11 protein-coding genes are annotated in these 14,972 nt (G+C 69.9%); 3 read left to right on the plus strand and 8 right to left on the minus strand.

Annotated features, from left to right (window positions below; translation table 11 throughout):
* Positions 1-66 precede the first annotated feature (66 nt).
* A complete protein-coding gene (locus BLU20_RS01810) occupies positions 67-753 on the minus strand; it encodes a fasciclin domain-containing protein (RefSeq protein WP_029251585.1) in 687 nt (228 codons plus the stop codon).
* A gap of 121 nt (positions 754-874) precedes the next feature.
* On the opposite strand from BLU20_RS01810, the gene BLU20_RS01815 reads away from it, so the two are divergent.
* Complete coding sequence (locus BLU20_RS01815) at positions 875-1,504, plus strand: hypothetical protein (RefSeq protein ID WP_083371366.1); 630 nt, start codon at positions 875-877, stop codon at positions 1,502-1,504.
* Positions 1,505-1,544: 40 nt separating this feature from the next.
* Positions 1,545-3,464 carry a cytochrome c biogenesis protein DipZ gene (locus BLU20_RS01820; RefSeq protein ID WP_083371367.1) on the plus strand — a complete coding sequence of 640 codons (1,920 nt, stop codon included), beginning with the start codon at positions 1,545-1,547 and terminating at the stop codon, positions 3,462-3,464.
* 40 nt (positions 3,465-3,504) lie between these two features.
* On the opposite strand, the gene BLU20_RS01825 is transcribed toward BLU20_RS01820, so the two are convergent.
* Both BLU20_RS01825 and BLU20_RS01830 read right to left on the minus strand, forming a co-directional pair.
* Positions 3,505-5,220 carry a thiamine pyrophosphate-dependent enzyme gene (locus tag BLU20_RS01825; protein WP_083371368.1) on the minus strand — a complete coding sequence of 572 codons (1,716 nt, stop codon included), beginning with the start codon at positions 5,218-5,220 and terminating at the stop codon, positions 3,505-3,507.
* A complete protein-coding gene (locus BLU20_RS01830; protein WP_083371369.1) occupies positions 5,217-6,746 on the minus strand; it encodes an FMN-binding glutamate synthase family protein in 1,530 nt (509 codons plus the stop codon). Before BLU20_RS01830 ends, BLU20_RS01825 begins: the two co-directional genes overlap by 4 nt.
* Before the next feature lie 169 nt (positions 6,747-6,915).
* On the opposite strand from BLU20_RS01830, the gene arfB reads away from it, so the two are divergent.
* Positions 6,916-7,401 (plus strand): alternative ribosome rescue aminoacyl-tRNA hydrolase ArfB, encoded by a 486-nt coding sequence (arfB, locus tag BLU20_RS01835; protein ID WP_172828979.1) that lies wholly within the window; start codon positions 6,916-6,918, stop codon positions 7,399-7,401.
* 167 nt (positions 7,402-7,568) lie between these two features.
* Here arfB and BLU20_RS01840 read toward each other — a convergent pair whose 3' ends face one another.
* The 5 genes from BLU20_RS01840 to BLU20_RS01860 form a co-directional block, all read right to left on the minus strand.
* Positions 7,569-10,229, minus strand: coding sequence for an MMPL family transporter (locus BLU20_RS01840; RefSeq protein WP_083371371.1), 2,661 nt, complete (start codon positions 10,227-10,229; stop codon positions 7,569-7,571).
* Positions 10,230-10,239: 10 nt separating this feature from the next.
* Positions 10,240-10,911, minus strand: a complete 672-nt coding sequence (locus BLU20_RS01845) for a TetR/AcrR family transcriptional regulator (protein ID WP_083371372.1) — start codon at positions 10,909-10,911, stop codon at positions 10,240-10,242.
* 105 nt (positions 10,912-11,016) lie between these two features.
* Positions 11,017-12,588 carry a zf-HC2 domain-containing protein gene (locus tag BLU20_RS01850; RefSeq protein ID WP_083371373.1) on the minus strand — a complete coding sequence of 524 codons (1,572 nt, stop codon included), beginning with the start codon at positions 12,586-12,588 and terminating at the stop codon, positions 11,017-11,019.
* A 178-nt stretch (positions 12,589-12,766) separates the two neighbouring features.
* Positions 12,767-13,810, minus strand: a complete 1,044-nt coding sequence (locus tag BLU20_RS01855; RefSeq protein WP_083371374.1) for an SH3 domain-containing protein — start codon at positions 13,808-13,810, stop codon at positions 12,767-12,769.
* 180 nt (positions 13,811-13,990) lie between these two features.
* On the minus strand, positions 13,991-14,944 hold the full coding sequence (locus tag BLU20_RS01860) for an ABC transporter substrate-binding protein (RefSeq protein ID WP_083371375.1): 954 nt from the start codon (positions 14,942-14,944) through the stop codon (positions 13,991-13,993).
* Positions 14,945-14,972: the final 28 nt, after the last annotated feature.

Consider the following 14,972-nt stretch of genomic DNA (forward strand, 5'->3'; position numbering starts at 1 on the left):
ACGAAAGCGCCCGGTCGCCGCACCCTGGAGGGAATGCGGCGGCCGGGCCGTCTGTCGGACGACGTGTCACATGGTCGGCATCAGCACCGAGTCCACGAGGTACACGGTCGCGTTCTGGGTCATGACGCCGCCGCAGATGACGTTGGCGTCGTCGACCATGAGCTCGTCGCCGGAGCCGGTGACCTCGACGGTGTCACCCTCGACGGTCTCGTGCTCGCCGGCGATGTCGTCAGGGAGGATCTGGCCCGGGACGACGTGGTAGGTCAGCACGGACGTCAGCAGGTCGGCGTCGGTCGAGAGGGTGTCGATCGTCTCGGCGTCGACGGCGGCGAATGCGTCGTCGACCGGCGCGAAAACGGTGAACTCGCCACCGTTGAGGGTGTCGACGAGGTTGACGTCGGGGTTGAGCTCGCCGCTCACGGCGGAGACGAGCGTGGTCAGCAGCGGGTTGTTCGACGCGGCGACAGCGACCGGGTCGGTCGACATGCCGGTGATCGACCCCTCGCCGTCGGGAACCTGCTCGGCGTAGGCCTCGCAGCCGGCGCCGACCAGGTTGGCGGCCGGGTCCATGGTGCCGGAGTCCTCGTCCATCGAGTCGTCCATGTCCTCGGTCATCTCGTCGGACGGCGAGGCCTCCTCGGTCATCGAGGTCTCCTCGGACGCGGTGCTGTCGCTGTCGGAGGAACAGGCGGCCAGGCCCAGCAGCGCGAAGGTGGCAAAGCCGGCGGCGGCGGTACGGGTGCGAACGTTCATCGGTCTCTCCTGTCGTCGTCGCCCCGGTCTTCGGGGCGTTTCACCGATGGTTCGGAGGCCGACGAGGGCCGGATGGGTCGGATCGAAGATTTCTTTCCCGAGCTGGTGCAGACTCGGACTCATGACGACGGAGCACCGGTTTGTCGGCCAGATCGCCGGCTTCGGGACGGCCTCGGGCACCCGCGTGGTGGTCGGGCACTGGTGGGAGTCGCCGTTCGGCGCGTTCGCCGACGCCATGGTGGAGCAGGGCGACGGACACCGGACCTTGCTCGCCCCCGCGCACGTCGCGGGGTTCGTCTCGGCCACGTACACGTTCGACGAGGTGGTCCACACGCCGGTGACCGTCCGGTCCGACGCCGCAGCATCCGACGATCACGACGGTCACCTGGTCGTCGCGGGCGGGCCGCTGACCGCGACCCTGACCATCGGGGGCCGCACCGGACTGGGGCACCTGCTCCGGCTGGTGCCCGCACCGCTCGCCACCTCCCCCGCCTTCTCCCGCGTCACCGACCCCGTCGCGCGGGTGCTGCTGCGCGGCGTCCGGACGCGGGGCAGTGCCGGTGGCGGACGCACGGAGATCTACGGTGCAACCGACGTCCGCGCGCTCCGGTCGATCACCGCGAGCTGGGACGGCGCGGACCTGGGCGAGATGCGCGACGTCGTGCCCCCGGTCCGCTTCGGGTTCGGCTCGAGCCCGCCGCGGCCGTGCATCACGCGGCTCGTCACGACCGTCACGACCGCTACGGACTGACCGGACCCATCCGCGGGGCCCGCCGTGCCGAACACCAGGCATGGAAACCCTCATCGTCATCGGCCTGCTGGGCGGCCTCATCACCGGGATCTCGCCGTGCATCCTGCCGATGCTGCCCGTGATCTTCTTCGCGGGAGGCGTCCAGGGGGCGCGACCCGACGGCGACGCCCCCGCCGAGAAGAACCCCTTCACCGGGGCACCCACCGCCGTGCGGATCGGAGCCGGCGGCAAGGTCGTGACCGGGCGCGTCTCGACAGGCTCGACGACCACGCTGGTCGAGCCTGTCGAGACCACCGGACGGCTCTCGACGAGCTCGACCGCCAGCTCGATGGTCGAGCCTGTCGAGACCACGCGCCGCTCCTGGCGCCCGTACCTCGTGATCCTCGGCCTGGTGCTGAGCTTCAGCGTCTTCACGCTGCTCGGCTCGCTGCTCCTGACGGCGCTCGGGCTCCCGCAAGACCTGCTGCGGTGGATCGGCATCGCGCTGCTGACGGCCATCGGTGTCGGCATGATCGTGCCGCGCTTCGAGGAGATCCTTGAGAAGCCGTTCCAGAAGATCGCGGCCCTCGGATCACGTCGGGCGAGCGGCCGCTCCAACCCGGACCGCGGGGCGTTCCTGCTCGGCCTCGGGCTCGGGGTGCTCTACGTGCCGTGCGCCGGCCCGGTGCTGGCGGCGATCACGGTGGCGGGCGCGACGGGCAACATCGGCCCCGGCACCGTCGCACTGACGCTCAGCTTCGCCGTCGGCGCCGCGATCCCGCTGCTGATCTTCGCGCTCGCCGGCCGCCGCGTCGCCGAGCGGGTCAAGAGCTTCCGTCGTCACCAGCGGGGCATACGGATCACGGGTGGTGTCGTGATGATCGCCCTCGCGGGCGCCCTGGCGCTCGACCTCCCGGCACAGTTGCAGCGGGCACTGCCCGACTACACCGGCGCGCTCCAGCAGCAGGTGGACGACAACGAGCAGGTCCGCGAGGCCCTGGACCTCGGCGGCATCGTCACGGACGAGAACCGCGAGCTCGCCAACTGCACCAACGGGGCGACGGAGCTCGAGGACTGCGGGACCGCACCGGAGCTCTCGGGCATCACCCAGTGGCTCAACACCCCGGACAACTCTCCCGTCGCGCTCGAGGACCTGCGGGGCGACGTCGTGCTCCTCGACTTCTGGACGTACTCCTGCATCAACTGCCAGCGCGCCATCCCCAACGTCGCCGCCTGGTACGACAGGTACGAGGACTACGGGCTCCGAGTGATCGGCGTCCACACGCCGGAGTTCGCGTTCGAGCGCGAGACCCGCAACGTCATCGAGGGCGCCAAGGACCTCGGGGTCGACTACCCGATCGCGCAGGACAACGCGTACTCGACGTGGACGACGTACCGGAACCGCTACTGGCCCGCCGAGTACCTGATCGACGCCGACGGCACCGTCCGCCACATCAAGTTCGGCGAGGGCGGGTACGAGACCACCGAGCAGCACATCCGCACGCTGCTGCAGGACGCGAACCCTGGCGTCGAGCTCCCGCCCGCCACGGACGTCGTCGACGCCACCCCCGTCGACGAGACCACGCCCGAGACGTACTTCGCGCTCAACAAGGTGTTCAACTACTCGGGCCGCCCCGACTACGACAACGGCGAGGTGGACTACGAGCTCACGGCCGACCAGCCGCAGGACACGTTCTCCCTCGGCGGGACGTGGGACGTCGACTTCCAGGGCGCGACGGCGGTGTCCGACGACGCCCGCGTGCGCCTGGCCTACCGGTCCACGAACGTGTTCGCCGTCCTGGGCGGGGAGGGCACCGTCACGGCGCACGTCACGTCCGACGGCGAGACGACCACGCGCGAGATCGACGTCTCGGGCAATCCGACCCTCTACGACGTCCTGCGCGGCGACGGCGCGAGCGAGGGAGTCGTCGAGCTCGAGGTCCCGGCCGGCGCGACGGTCTACACGTTCACCTTCGGGTAGACCGTCGCGGGTGGGTCCGTGCCCCGGGACCCGGTCCCACCTAGCGGCTCTCCAGGATCTCCTTCGACTTCGCGATGGCGAACCCCCACCCCTGAGAGAGGGTCGGCTTCGGGGGGACGGAGATCTCGTCGGGGTTCGTGACGACGTCGAGCAGGACCGGCCCGTCCTGGTCGAACGCCCACGCGACGTCGTCGGTCAGCGTGGCCGGGTCCGTCACCCGGCGCGCCGTGAGACCGAGGGCCGAGGCGACGGCGGCGAGATCAGGGTTGTCCAGGCCTGTCCCGAACCGTGGCAGCCCACCCTGCTCCTGCTCGAGCCTCACCATCCCCAGGCTCGAGTTGTCGAAGACCACGACGACGACCGGGAGCCTGTAGGTGACGGCGGTCCGCAGATCCCCGAGGAGCATCATCAGGCCACCGTCGCCGGCGAACGCGACGACCGTCCGGTCCCGGTCCAGAGCCTGGGCACCGAGCGCCATCGGCATCGCGTTCGCCATCGACCCCAGGTTGTACGAGCCGACCAGACGTCGCGTGCCGCGCATCTCGACGTACCGGGCGAGCCACGTCGTCGACATACCGGTGTCGCTGGTGAAGATCGCGTCCGCCGGCGCCGCAAGGTCCACCGCCGCAGCGACGGCCTCCGGGCGAATGCGGTCGTCGGGGTTGTCGAAGACGGCGCGGACCTTGCCGAGAAGCGTCTGGTCGTGGTGCGGATCGAGGAGTCTTTGCTGGCGGTTCATCCAGGACGCGTACTCGTCGACCGCATGCTCCAGGTGCCCGCGGTCCTCGTGGCGATGAAGTCGCGGTAGGAGCGCGTCGAGGGTCCGGCCGGCATCCCCGACGAGGGCGTGGTCGACCTGGGTGCGGCGCCCGACGTGCTCGGCGCGGAGGTCGAGCTGGACCACGGTCTTGCCGGTCGGGTACCAGTCGCGGTACGGGAAGTCGGTCCCGACCATGACGAGGACGTCGCAAGAGTCCATCGCGTGGGCGGCAGCCGGATTGCCGATCAGTCCCGACTGTCCGACGGCGTACGGGTTGTCCGCCTCCAGGCCCTCCTTGGCCTTGAGCGTGACGACGGCCGGCGACGCGAGGGTGTCGGCGAGCGCGACGACCTGGTCGCGGGCGTCGCGGGCCCCGCAGCCGACGAGGAGGGTGATCTTCTCGGCCTCGTTCAACACGTCGGCGGCACGGCTGATCTGCTCCTCCGGCGCGGCCGCGAGCGCCGACGGCGGTGCGAACCGCGTCGCTGTTGCATCTGTCGTCAGCCCGCCGACGTCCCCCGGGACGGTCAGCACGGCGACCCCGCGGCCGCTGTACGCGGCATTCACAGCCTGCTCCAGCAGGTGCGGGAGCTGCTCGGGCGAGGTCATCGTCCCGGACCAGACCGCGACGTCGGAGAAAAGCGCGTCGTTGTCGACCTCCTGGAAGAAGTCGGTCCCGATCTCCTGACTGGGCACCTGCCCACAGATCGCGAGGACTGGGGCGTGCGACTTCTTCGCATCGTAGAGACCGTTCAGCAGGTGGATCGACCCGGGGCCGACCGTGCCCATGCAGACACCGATCGTCCCGGTGAGCTGCGACTGCGCGCTGACCGCGAACGCGGCCGCCTCCTCGTGCCGCACCCCGATCCACTCGACGCGCTCGTCCTCACGGATCGCATCGGTGAAGGGGTTCAGCGCGTCGCCCACGACTCCCCAGATCTGCTGCACCCCATGGTCGGCGAGCGCCGTCACCACGTGCGTCGCGACTGTCGTCATCGGGCTCCTCCAAAGTGGTCGGGTGACGCGAGCGCCCAGTCTCGTGCCCACGTCGACGGTGGTTGGTCGAGCAGCTCGCCGGGCGCGAGCCACTCGTAGATCTCGGCGTACGAGCGGGTCTCGGTGGTCGACTCGTTGCGTCGCAGGTGCGCGGGGGTGAGCTCCGCGGGGTCACGCACCCCCATCGCCGCCATCAGCCGCATCGCCTCGTCGACCGTGGCGCGCTGGTACCGGTGCACACGCTCGCTCTTGTCCTCGACGTCGAGGGCCCGGGCACGGCGAGCGTTCTGGGTCGCGACGCCGCTCGGGCACTTGTCGGTGTGGCACCGCTGGGCCTGTATGCAGCCCGCCGCCATCATCATGGCGCGGGCGGCGTTGGTGTAGTCGGCGCCCTGGGTCAGCCGCTTGACCAGGTCGCCGGCGCCCGCGACCTTTCCACTCGCCCCGATGCGGATCGTGTCCCGCAGCCCCGCACCGACCAGGGCGTTGTGGACAGTCATCAGGCCCTCGGTCAGAGACATGCCGACGTGGTCCTCGAACTCGAGAGGCGCGGCACCCGTCCCCCCTTCGGAGCCGTCCACGATGATGAAGTCAGGGGCCGTGCCCACCTCGGTGATCGCCTTGCAGATCGCGAGCACGTCGACGCGGGAGCCGACGCAGAGCTTGAACCCGGCAGGCTTGCCGCCGGCGAGCTCGCGCATACGGGCGACGAACTCGATCAGCTCGGTCGGGGTGGAGAAGACCTTGTGGCTCGGCGGGCTCACACACTTGACCCCGACCGGGACGCGGCGTGTGTCGGCGATCTCCTGCGTCACCTTGGCGCCGGGAAGCACGCCTCCGACACCGGGCTTGGCCCCCTGGCTGAGCTTGAGCGAGACCGTCTTGACCTGGTCCTTCGACGCGGTCTCGCGGAACATCTCCGGGTCGAAGTCGCCATCGTCGGTCCGTGCACCGAAGTACCCGGTGCCGATCTCCCAGACGATGTCTCCCCCGTGCTCCAGGTGGTACGGCGAGAGCCCGCCCTCGCCGGTGTCATGCGCGAACCCGCCGAGCGCCGCACCTTTGTTGAGTGCGCGGATCGCGTTCGCGGAGAGAGCGCCGAAGCTCATCGCCGAGACGTTCAGGAGCGCCATCGAGTAGGGCCGGCTGCAGTCGGGGCCGCCGACCATGACGCGCGACGGCTCGTCCGGCGCCTCGAGCGGCGTCGTCGAGTGCACGAGGTGCTCGTGCCCGATCCGGTTGACGTCCAGCTCGGTGCCGTAGGGCTTCTCCTCGTCGACGCCTTTGGCCCGCTCGTATATCAGCGCGCGAGTATCCCGGCTGTACGGGCGCCCGTCCCAGTCCCGCTCGATGAAGTACTGCTGGAGCTCCGGCCGGATGTCCTCCATGAGGTAGCGGAGGTGGCCCACCACCGGATATCGGCGCAGGATCGTGTGCTTCTTCTGCAGAAGGTCCCACGTCGCGAGCGCCGCGACCCCAGCCCCTACGGCTCCGACTCCCCAGCGTCCTGCGTTCCGCAGTGCCATCCGTGCGTCATCTCCTCGTCGTCCGACGGCGGCGCCCGGCCGTGCTCCCGGGCATCGCTGCGATTGTGCGCCTGGAACGCACCGTTCGCAGGTGCAGCGGGAACGTCGTGGGTGAAGAGCCGAGCCGCACTCCGTCACGAGCACGCCCGGGCCGGGTATCGTCACGACGATGCCCGGCAGTGATGGCACGACGACGGAGCGGAGGTGGGCGGCGATGGTCGGCTCGGCAGGGCTGCGGGTCAACGGCTCGCTGACCATCCCCGACGCCGAGCTGTCGTGGCGATTCTCGCGCTCCTCCGGCCCCGGCGGTCAGGGCGTGAACACCACGGACTCGCGCGCCGAGCTGTCGTGGGACGTCGGGGCCTCGGCAGTCCTGACCGCGGGCCAGCGCGAACGGATCCTGGAGCGTCTTGCGGTTCGGCTCGTCAGCACGACCCTCACGGTCGCAGCGCAGGAGCACCGCGAACAGCTGCGCAACCGGGCGGCCGCCCGGGACCGGATGGCCGCGACCGTCGCGGGCGCCCTCGCGCCTCCGCCCCGCACCCGACGCGCGACGAAACCGACGCGCGGGTCGAAGGAGCGCCGCCTGACCGCCAAGAAGCAGCGCTCGGCGACCAAGAGCCTGCGGTCGAAGAAGCCGCGGCGCGACGACTAGGCGACGCACAGGCCGAGACCGGTTTCGACAAGCTCAACCAGCGGCGGTCGAGCCTGTCGAGACCAGTTCCGACCAGCTCAACCAGCGTCGGTCGAGCCCGTCGAGACCGGTTTCGACCAGCTCAACCAGCGTCTCGACAGGCTCGACGGACAGCGGGGCCGGCCGGGCTACTTCGTCTCGTCCGTCTCGACAGGCTCGACGGGCGTCGTGTCGGTCGAGCCCGTCGAGACCCCGTCGGCCGGGTCGACGTGCGGGTGCTTGCGCTCTAGCGCAGCCCCCTCGACGTCGACGTCGGGCAGGATCTTGTCGAGCCACTTCGGCAGCCACCACGCGGCGTCGCCCAGCAGGGTCATCAGAGCCGGGATGATCCACATCCGCACGACGAACGCGTCGACGAGCACACCGAACGCGAGCGCGAACCCGATCGGCCGGATCATGGCGTCCTCGGCGAAGATGAACCCGCCGAACACCGAAATCATGATGATCGCGGCGGCCGTGACCACGGACCGTCCGGCGCGGAAGCCCTGGGCCACGGCGACCTTGGCGGGCGCTCCGTGGGCGTAGGCCTCGCGCATGCCGGAGCCGAGGAACAGCTGGTAGTCCATGGCGAGGCCGAACAGCACGCCGACGAGGATCGTCGGCAGGAAGTTCAGCACCGGCCCGGGGTTGTCGACGTTGAAGACGCCGCCAAGCCAGCCCCACTGGTAAATCGCGACGACTCCGCCGAGCGCGGCGTAGTACGAGAGCACGAACCCGCCGGTGGCGATCAGCGGCACCAGGATCGAGCGGAACACCAGGATCAGGATGATCAGGGAGAGTCCGACGACGACGCCCAGGTAGAGCGGGAGGGCGTCCGACAGCTTCTCGGAGATGTCGATGTTGCCGCTGGCGGAGCCGGCGACGCCGATCTCGGTCCCGTCGTCGAGCGGTGAGAGCCCGCGCAGCTCGTGCACGAGCGCCTCGGTCGACTCGTCGGTCGGGCCGCCCGTCGGGATCACCTGGAACGCGATGACGGTCCCGTCGTCGGAGAGACCAACCGGGGCGAGGGCCTCGACGTCGTCGACGGCGGCGATCGTCTCGCCGATCTCGACCTCGGTGGCGACGGCCTCGTCCTCGGAGATCGCCTCGGGCAGCTCGGCGACGACGAGCAGCGGACCGTTGACGCCGGGGCCGAACTCCTCGGAGATGGTCTGGTACGACTCGTAGCTCGTGGTGCCCGGCTCCGCGGACGCGCCGTCGGGGAGGTTGATCCGCAGGTCGAGCGACGGGATCGCGACGACGAGCAGCACGGCGACACCGATGAGGACACGTCCGACGGCGGCCCAGGTACCGATCGGCTTGATCGGCTTCTCCCGCTTGGGTGCGATGTGCGACGTCGCGTGGTCGCCCTCGGCCCCCGCCTGCGGGTGCTCAGCCTCGAGGACGGCACGCTCCTTGCGGGAGAGGATCCGCATGCCGACGAGGGAGAGTAGCGCCGGCGTGAGCGTGATCGCGACGAGCACGGCGATCAGGACGGCACCGGCGGCGACAGTTCCCATCAGGCCCAGGAAGGGGATTCCGGTGACGTTGAGAGCGAGCAGCGCGATCATCACGGTGCTGCCCGCGAAGACGACGGCGTTGCCGGAGGTGCCGTTCGCGAGCGCGACCGACTCGTCGACGGCGTAGCCCTCCTTGAGCTGCCGTCGGTGCCGGTTGATGATGAACAGCGCGTAGTCGATCCCCACCGCGAGCCCCAGCATCAGGCCGAGCACGGGGGTCACCGACGACATCTGCACGACGCTCGAGAACGACAGCGCGCCGAGCGTCGCGATCCCGACGCCGATCAGGGCGGTCAGCAGCGGCAGTCCGGCGCCGATGAAGGTTCCGAGCATGACGAAGAGCGTGATCGCGGCGACGATCAGACCGGCGATCTCACCGGGGCCGACGATCTGGGGCGTCTCCGTGGCGATGTCGGCGCCGAAGTCGACCTCCACGCCGTCGATCGCGCCGACCTCCTCGGTCAGGGTGTCGATGACGCCGTCCTTGGTCTCCTGGGAGACGTCAAGAAGGTCCTCGGTGAACGAGACCGTCGCGACGGCGGTGGCGCCGTCGTCGGAGACGACCTGGATCCCGGAGGCGAGGTCGAGAAGAGCGGCACCGTCCTCGGCCTGTGCGGCCTGCTCCTCGAGCTCCTCGGCACCCGCCTCGAGCTCGGCCGACTGCTCGTCAAGCGCGGCCTGCTGCGTCTCGAGCTCGGCGAGTCCTGCGTCGATCTGCTCCTGCTGAGCATTCAGCTGCGGGGCCGACGCCTCGGCGAGGCCTGCTGCCTCGGCCTGCTCACGTGCGGCGTCGAGCTGTTCCTGCCCCGCCTCGAGCTCGGCCCGGGCCTCGTCGATCTGCTGCTGGCCGGCCTCGATCTGGGCACGACCGTCCTCGATCTGGGCGCGACCGTCCTCGATCTGCTGCTGCCCGTCCTCGAGCTCGGCGGTCTGCGCGTCGCGCTCCGCCTCCGTCGTGAACGGGTCGACCACGGCCTCCACGCCGTCGACGTCCGTGACCTCGGTGAACGCCTCGGAGAGGTCGGCGATCTGCTCGTCCGTGAACGGCTCGTCGTCCGACGTCGTGAGGACGACGGTCCCCGTGCCGCCCGCGAGGTCGGGCATGACCTCGGCGAGCTGGTCGGTGACCTCCTGGGTAGGGGTCCCGGGAATGCTGAAGCTGTCGGACAGCGTGCCCGCGCCGACGCTGTAGCCGACGCCGGCGACCGCGAGGATCGCGACCCAGGCCGCGATCACCACGCGCACGTGGTGGGCCGCGAAGCGGCCGAGGCGGTAGAGGAGCTCTGCCATGAGAGACCTTTCAGTCAGTGGTCGCCGAGGCGACGGTCGGGGTGTCGAGGCGGGAAAGGAGGTCTGACCAGGTCTCGGCGGAGGCCTGGTCGTCAGCGGCACCGGTCGCGGCGAGCCAGTACTTGTGGAGGACGACGAGCTCAGAGACCTGGCGGGACACGGAGAGCTCGACCGCGATCGCGTCGCTGCCGGGATGCCGCTCCGAGAGCTCGGCGACGAGCAGCTCGCTGACCTCGGCGAGCGAGCGGAGCAGGAGCATCGCCGGTCGCTGCGGGATCTCCGGGTGGGTGGCATTGAGCATGCAGGTTCTGTCGACGTTCTCGTCGACGGTCCGCACCAGGCCGAATCCTCGGCTGAGGCTGACCAGAGGGTCGATGAGGTCGGCCCGGCGGATCGCGGCAGCGAGGTCGGCGGCGACGTCCTCGCCGGGCACCACGGGCTCGTCGCGCAACGCGTCGAGGATGCGCGCGAAGCCCCCGCTCCCGACGGCGGCGACGACGTCGTCGAGGGAGTCGAAGTGGTTGAAGACCGTCCGCCTGGCGACGTCGGCCTCGGCCGCGAGCTCGTCGACGGAGAAGTCGACGCCCTGGGTCCGATCCATCAGCGTGGAGGCCGCGTCGACGATGGCATGCCGGGTGCGCGCCTTGGCGGCTGCACGGCGGTCGATGCTGGGCTCGGTCACCTCGGTGACACTAGGTGCACGTATGCACTGAGTGCAACCAGGACGGGGTGTGACGTGCACCCCGACGGCGGTACGTGCTCGCGATCAGGAGACGCGAGAGGATCTCTACTCGATCCGAGCAATTCGGTACGACGGATCCGGCCCACCGCCCTCAGGACGACGGAACGTGATCTCCAGGACCACGTCGCCCGAGTCCGGCGGAATCGCGACGTAGAACGACGTCCGCCCCAGCGCGATCAACGACGCGTCGACCGAGGCCGCCGCTCCGGCGATCTCCCACCCGTCGTCGGCGTAGACGTAGAGCTTGGTCCGGAGGTCGTCGGTGGAGATCGACTCGGTCGCGACGATCGCGTCGGGCACGCCCGGCTCCGGGTCCACCGGGAGAGGCTCCACCGGTTCGGGCGCGGGCTCGACCGGTTCGGGTTCAGGTTCGGGCAAAGGCACGGCCGGTTCAGGTTCGACGGGCGGGTCGACGGCCGGCGCCGGGGTCTCGACAGGCTCGACCACCGTAGGCGGAGTCTCGACGGGCTCGACCACCGTAGGCGGAGTTTCGACAGGCTCGACCACCGTAGGCGGAGTCTCGACAGACTCGACCCCCGTAGGCGGGGTCTCGACAGGCTCGACCACCGTAAGCGGAGTCTCGACAGGCTCGACCACCGCGGGCGGGGTCTCGACAGGCTCGACCGCCGTCGTCGACGGCTCGACGGTCGGGGCCTGCTGCCCAGCGCGCTCGACCTCCTCCACCGGTACCGACCCGGCGGTCGGCTGGTCCTGGTCGGGAGAGATCGCGAGCGCCCCGACGGCGAGCGCCGCAACGGCAGCCACGGAACCGACGATCCCCGCCCTGTGCGGCGCTCGACGAGCACGCGCGCCGGCACCGTCGGACGCCGAGACCAGGTCCGCACCACCCGGCGCACCGAGCCCCGCCCCGCCCGCGACGAACAGGGCGAAGACAAGCGGTCCCGAGGCACGGAGCGACCTCACGGCGTCGCGGATGTCCAGGTACGCCAGGGAGCACGAGGCGCACTCGTCCAGGTGCTTCTCGACGCGCGCCGCGGTCGACGGTGTCAACGTCCCGCGGACGTAGCGCCGGATCTTCTTCCGTACCGCCCGGCACGTCTCGTCGTCCGCGTTGGCGGCGTGCGCGGCGGCAAAGGCGTCCGCCAGCGCGTCCTCCGCACGACCCAGCCGGACGGTCACGGTGTGGCGTGCGACGTCGTCGGCCGTGGCGATCTCCTCGATCGAGCGATCCTCGACGTGGCGGGCGAGCAGGAGATCGCGGTCCTGGTCTCGGAGACTGCCGATCGCCTCCCGCATGATCTCGATATTCGCCGTGCGGTCGAGCTCCTGCTGGGGATCGAACCCTTCGCGTGCGGCCACCACCGGGTTGGGCGGTTGCTCGGGCAGGTCGCCGTGCTCCCTGAGGTCCATCCTTACGTCGGCGCGCGACATCGAGACGGCCTCGTTGATCGCGGCGCGAGTCCAGTAGGACCGCGGCGAGATGATCTCGACGCCCGACCGGAGGCGCGCGATCATCTTCTCCATCGCTCTCGACGTCGCGTCGTCGGTGTACCGACCGCCGACCCGCGTCATCACGGAGCGCCGGACGGACGAGGCGTGCTCCACCCACCACCGTGCGGTGAGGGCTTCCCATCCGTGATCAGTCAGCTCGCTCATGGTCTCCGCGTCTCTGCCGTCCGTCGCACCCTGATACTTAGGACCACAATAACGATGGAAAGTGCGACCGAATCTCGTCGTCGGCGCAACCTCGGCCGCTCACCTCCGACCTCCACACGGTGTTCACCTCAGAACCGCCGCACAGTCGACACAACGCACAATCCACGGGTGACCGATCTCACCAGACGTACTCGAAGTGCCAGGGCTCCGGCTTCGAGCCGTACTTCTGCGCCCAGGCCGGATTCACCCAGCCGTACTTCGGCCCGTTCTTCTTGAGCCACTCGTAGCGCGTCGCGCCAAAGGTGTACCGAGCGCCCGTGGCCCCGTGGAACCGATGGTCCGGCAGGTCGATCGCAGCGCCCCAGCCGTGGTTCGACGTCCCGGGGACGGCGGCCCAGTAGCCGTACTCCTCACGGACGTCGACCTGCTGGGCATACGTGCGGTACCCGTCGTCGACCGGGATGTTCGAGCCGAAGCGGTCCCTGAACGCACTGTTGAGCCGCGTCAGGTCCTTGTTCGCCTTGCACGAGATCTTCTCCGTCGACCGCCACCGCCACCCGACGGTGCACAGCGCACTTGCCGGGAGCCTGCCGTTCGAGAACCACTGCCGCGTGCGCGACGTCGAGATGTAGCGCTTCGTCGCCAGGTACTTCGCGTATACCCACCGCTTCTTCCCGTATACCTGGACGTAGACCCAGCCACCGTAGGACTTCCCGAGCAGCTTGACGGCCTTCCCCTGCGGCGCCCGAGTCACCACCGAGTACCCGGTCGAGGGCCCCGAACGGAAGTTGAGAGACGATGCGTTGACGAACCGCATTCCGGTGGACGACGCGACGTACCGCTTGTGCGAGAGGTACGTCGAGTACACCCACCGCTTCTTGTTGTAGACCTGCACGTAGACCCACCTGCCGGAAGATTTCCCGAGCAGCTTGACGGCCTTCCCCTGCGGCGCCCGCGCGACCACGGGGTAGCGCGTCGACGGCCCGGAGCGAAACACCAGACTCGCGGTGTTGACGTAGCGCATCCCGGTCGACGAGCTCGCACGCGCCACGTCACCGGCCGCTGCCGTGCGCGAGACCATCGGCGCCCCGGGTTCAGCAGGTGCCGCTCCCGCTGCAGGCACGGCAAACCCACCAACCACGAGTCCGACGCCGATCCACGCGGCGACACCTCGTGCCAAGGACCGCCGGGACGTGGTCGAGCTGCGGGGCCAGAGCGGCATCGCGTCCTCCTCGAGACAGGCGGCCGGAGATGGCCGCTGTTCGTAGACGCGTCTACCGCCCCGAAGTCACACGTTTCTCCGAGGGAATCGCCCCGCGCACCACCCAGGGCGGACACGACACCGCCCCGCACACCCGGTCGTCGCCGGGCGTGCGGGGCGGCAGGTAGGCCGTGCCGTCGATCAGCCGATGAGGCCCTTCTCCGTCAGCCAGTCGGTCGCCGCCTGCGCGGCGGTCGCCTTCTCGTCACCCTCGACCCGGTCGCGCAGCGCGATCAGGTCGTCGGTGGTGAGCTCCGCGGAGATCGCGTTCAGCGCCTCGGCCAGCTCGTCCGAGTAGATGTCGTCGGAGAGCAGCGGGATGATGTTCTGGGCCGAGATCAGGTTCTCGGGGTCCTCGAGGACCACGAGGTTCTCGGAGCTGATCGCCGGGGAGGTCGTGTAGATGTCGGCCACCTGCACGGTCCCGTCGACGAGGGCGGCGACGGTGTCCGGGCCGCCGAAGTCCTCGATCGGGAGGAAGGTGACGTCACCCTCCTCCGTGCCGACGCCGTAGGTGTCCTTCAGGCCCGGCACGCCGTACCCGAGCTCGACGAACTGCGGGTTCGCGCCGAGCGTGAACGGGACGATGTTGGCGAGGTCGCCGATCGACGTCAGGTCGTTCTCGTCAGCCGTCTCCTGCGTGACGACGTAGGCGTCCTTGTCCTCGGCCTCGGCCGAGTCGAGGACCTGCAGGCTGTCGGCCGCGACGGCGTCGACCAGCGCGCCGTCGACCTCCTCGGTGGTCCGCTCCTCGTACTCCGTGTCGTAGTACGCGAGCAGGTTGCCGTTGTACTCGGGGATCAGGTTGATCGACCCGTCCTGGAGGGCCGGGATCGTCTGCTGGCGCGGCCCGATGTTGAACTTGGTCTCGACGTCGAGGCCCGCGTCGGTCAGTGCCTGCGCGTAGATCTCGCCGAGGATCTGGCTCTCGGGGAACGCGAACGACCCGACGACGACGGTGTCGCCCGAGGCCGCGGCAGAGCTGTCGTGCGCGGAGCCCGTGGGGTCCTCGTTGGTGCAGCCGGCGAGGGCGATGAGGCTGGCGGCGCCGATCGTCGCGGCGGCGACGCGGCCCTTCTTCAGTGCGGTGAACATGTCGTGGTCTCCGTTCAGGAACTTCGTC

The sequence above is a fragment of the Paraoerskovia marina genome, from assembly GCF_900105445.1.
Classification (GTDB): domain Bacteria; phylum Actinomycetota; class Actinomycetes; order Actinomycetales; family Cellulomonadaceae; genus Paraoerskovia; species Paraoerskovia marina.